Below are 2967 nucleotides of genomic sequence, written 5' to 3' on the forward strand. Positions count from 1 at the left end.
GAAATCGGCGCGTGGATGCGCGAGTATTTCGGCGAGGAGCCCGTGCTGTCGCGTGCGCATCACAACTGCATGATGACGAAGCACCCGGCGTACGGCAGCCTGACCGGCTGGCATCGCGATTTCCGCTACTGGGCGTTCGAGCGGCCGGACATGGTGTCGGTGTGGCTCGCGCTCGGGCCGGAAACCAACGAGAACGGCGCGCTGTGGCTCGTGCCGGGTTCGCATACGGCCGAATTCGGACCGGAAGCGTTCGATGACGCGAAATTCTTCCGCAGTGATCTGCCGGAGAACCGCAGGATGATCGACGCGGCGACGTGCCCGTCGCTGCAGACGGGCGACGTCGTGTTCTTCCACAGCAACACGCTGCATTCGGCCGGGCAGAACCGTTCCGACCAGGTGAAGTTCTCGCTCGTGTACACATACCACGGCGCAAGCAACCGGCCGGTGCCCGGCACGCGCTCGGCATCGAAGCCGGAAGTGCAGTTCTAGGCCGACCGGCGGCCGGCGAAGCCGCGGCGATCACGCGATGCGGTGCATCGCGGGCAAATGAAACGACGGGCGGCCTGGCCGCCCGTTTCGTTTGGCGCGGCTCGCGCGCGTGATGTCGGCACGACGAGCCGGTTGCCATAGGCCGGATAGTTGACCAAGCCGCTCTCGATGCGATCGCTAGCCGTGCGCGCGTCGCGCTGCGATGCGATCAGCGCTTGCCGCCCGGCATCGCGAGGCCGATCAGGCCGACGAACGATGCGACGGCGCCACCGACGATCAGCAGGATCGTCTTCGTCGCGGGCGAGCCGGTGAAGAAGCGCGACACGTTGTCGTTGATCGAATGGAACGACTGGCCGCCGAAATACAGCAGCACGACGCCGCCGACGAGCAGTGCAACCGAGATGACCCGGGACATACCAACCTCGCTGAAACGGTGATTCGAGACGCCGCAGTGTAGGCGAGCGCCGCGGTCGCGTCCATCGTCGCGCCGCCGTGCGTGATCCGGCCGCTTTCGCTACCATAGTCGTCGTATGACTCCTTCGCCGCCGTCGCGTCATTGGCGCGGCCGGCGCGCGTCCCTTTCCCCGATGTCCTGACGGAACAGACTCATGGCCTACGAAGCAGCTTCCGAACGTTATGCCGGCATGCAATACCGCACTTGCGGCAAATCCGGGCTCAAACTGCCCGCCCTGTCGCTCGGACTGTGGCACAACTTCGGCGATTCGACGCCGATCTCGACGCAGCGCGAGATCCTGCGCACCGCATTCGACCTCGGCATCAACCACTTCGACCTCGCGAACAACTACGGGCCGCCGTACGGTAGCGCCGAAATCAACTTCGGCCGGCTGCTGAAGGAGGATTTCCGCCCGTATCGCGACGAGCTGCTGATCTCGACGAAGGCCGGCTGGGACATGTGGCCGGGGCCATACGGCAGCGGCGGCGGGTCGCGCAAGTACGTGCTCGCGAGCCTCGACCAGAGCCTGCAGCGGATGGGGCTCGACTACGTCGACATCTTCTACTCGCACCGTTTCGACGCGCATACGCCGCTCGAGGAAACGGCGGGTGCGCTGGCGTCGGCCGTGCAGCAGGGCAAGGCGCTCTACATCGGCATTTCGTCGTATTCGGCCGCGAAGACGCGCGAGATGGCCGCGCTGCTCGCGCAATACAAGGTGCCGCTGCTGATTCACCAGCCGTCGTACAACATGCTGAACCGCTGGATCGAAGAGGATCTGCTCGGCACGCTCGACGACGTCGGCGCGGGCAGCATCGCGTTCACGCCGCTCGCGCAGGGCCTGCTCACGTCGAAGTACCTGAACGGCGTGCCGGCCGACGCGCGCGTGAACAAGCCGGGCGGCGGCTCGCTGAAGGAGGATCACCTGAGCGCGGACAACCTCGAGCATGTGCGCAAGCTCAACGCGATCGCCGAACGGCGTGGGCAGAGCCTGGCGCAGATGGCGCTGGCGTGGGTGCTGCGTAACGGCCGCGTGACGTCCGCGCTGATCGGCGCGAGCCGGGCGGAGCAGGTGCGCGAGAACGTCGGCGCGTTGCAGAACCTCGAATTCTCGGCGGAGGAACTCGCGGAGATCGATCGTTACGCGACCGAAGGCGGCATTAATTTGTGGGAAAAGCCGTCCACCGATCAGGCGATCTGAGCGGAAGTCGATACGGCATGCGAAACATCGCGTGCCGGGTCCGACGCACACGCGGTACGTCGCATCGCTGCGGTGCAGCGATGCGCGTCGCGCACGGCCGGCGGCGCTAGATCAGCGCAGGCAGGCCTTCAACGAGCAATACCGCGACGCCGACGCCGAGAATGACGCCGAGTACGCGCAGCAGGTTGTGACGGAATTGAGTGGCGCACGGCACCGCGCCGAGAAATAGCGCTCCGGCCAGCGCCATCGGAATCAACAGGATGAAGTCGCCGATCGTGAAGTAGGTCGTCATGCGTGTCTCCAGTGTCGACCGAAGTGGGCGCTTCAACGCTTGCGTTGGCGGCTCCATCCCTGCGGGATATCGGCCTGAAACGGCACACGTGCGCTCACCCCGGCCCCATGCCGGGTGTTTCTAATTGGTCCGGCCCGTTACGAGCAGGCCGGTCAATTCGAGTATAGGCAACCGGCGGCGTTTTTCGCTATCCGAACCATTAAAAATCAGCGGAAAGCCCCGAGAATTCCGCGTTTTTCGGGCAAACAAGACGAACGCCTTGCACGCATCTTTCCCGTTCCTTTCGATTTGCGCGGAATCGTCGTATGTGTCCGATACGGGCCGCCGCACCCGCGGGCGCGGCGGCCCGTCTACTCACGCGCGGTCGGGTTGCGGACGGGCGGCCGGCGCGCGGAACACCAGCGCGAGCCCCGCGATGATCGCGCCCATGCCGGCGAGTGCGAGCGGCTCGGGCCGGTTGCCGAGCCACACGGCATCCATCAACGTGGTGACGACGGGCACGAGATAGAACAGGCTCGTCACGTTGACGAGATC

Annotated in this window: 5 protein-coding genes; 2 read left to right on the forward strand and 3 right to left on the reverse strand. The window is 65.5% G+C overall.

The features are described from left to right. Positions 1–489 (forward strand): phytanoyl-CoA dioxygenase family protein (locus tag JMF90_RS31385; RefSeq protein ID WP_201325892.1); only part of this gene is annotated, 489 nt, incomplete at its 5' end. Between the two features lie 208 nt (positions 490–697). Here the strand turns inward: JMF90_RS31385 and JMF90_RS31390 are convergent. Continuing rightward, the gene (locus tag JMF90_RS31390; RefSeq protein ID WP_006477510.1) at positions 698–904 is read right to left on the reverse strand and encodes a DUF3185 family protein; all 207 of its coding nucleotides are present in this window, start codon (positions 902–904) and stop codon (positions 698–700) included. 193 nt (positions 905–1097) lie between these two features. Between JMF90_RS31390 and mgrA the strand changes: the two genes are divergently transcribed. Then, the gene (mgrA, locus tag JMF90_RS31395; protein ID WP_011546453.1) at positions 1098–2141 is read left to right on the forward strand and encodes an L-glyceraldehyde 3-phosphate reductase; all 1044 of its coding nucleotides are present in this window, start codon (positions 1098–1100) and stop codon (positions 2139–2141) included. A 106-nt stretch (positions 2142–2247) separates the two neighbouring features. Here the strand turns inward: mgrA and JMF90_RS31400 are convergent, their stop codons facing one another. Together JMF90_RS31400 and JMF90_RS31405 are read right to left on the reverse strand one after the other, a co-directional pair. Further along, on the reverse strand, positions 2248–2433 hold the full coding sequence (locus JMF90_RS31400) for a hypothetical protein (protein WP_006482800.1): 186 nt from the start codon (positions 2431–2433) through the stop codon (positions 2248–2250). Positions 2434–2787: 354 nt separating this feature from the next. Further along, a partial coding sequence (locus JMF90_RS31405) for an EamA family transporter (protein ID WP_201325893.1) occupies positions 2788–2967 on the reverse strand: 180 nt, incomplete at its 5' end.

This window comes from Burkholderia sp. E168m23 (genome assembly GCF_016586125.1).
Classification (GTDB): domain Bacteria; phylum Pseudomonadota; class Gammaproteobacteria; order Burkholderiales; family Burkholderiaceae; genus Burkholderia; species Burkholderia orbicola.

What these genes read in the sequence shown, in the direction of transcription:
- JMF90_RS31390 (WP_006477510.1), bottom strand. Translation starts at nt 904, where the DNA reads ATGTCCCGGGTCATCTCGGTTGCACTGCTCGTCGGCGGCGTCGTGCTG.
- mgrA (WP_011546453.1), top strand. Translation starts at nt 1,098, where the DNA reads ATGGCCTACGAAGCAGCTTCCGAACGTTATGCCGGCATGCAATACCGC.
- JMF90_RS31400 (WP_006482800.1), bottom strand. Translation starts at nt 2,433, where the DNA reads ATGACGACCTACTTCACGATCGGCGACTTCATCCTGTTGATTCCGATG.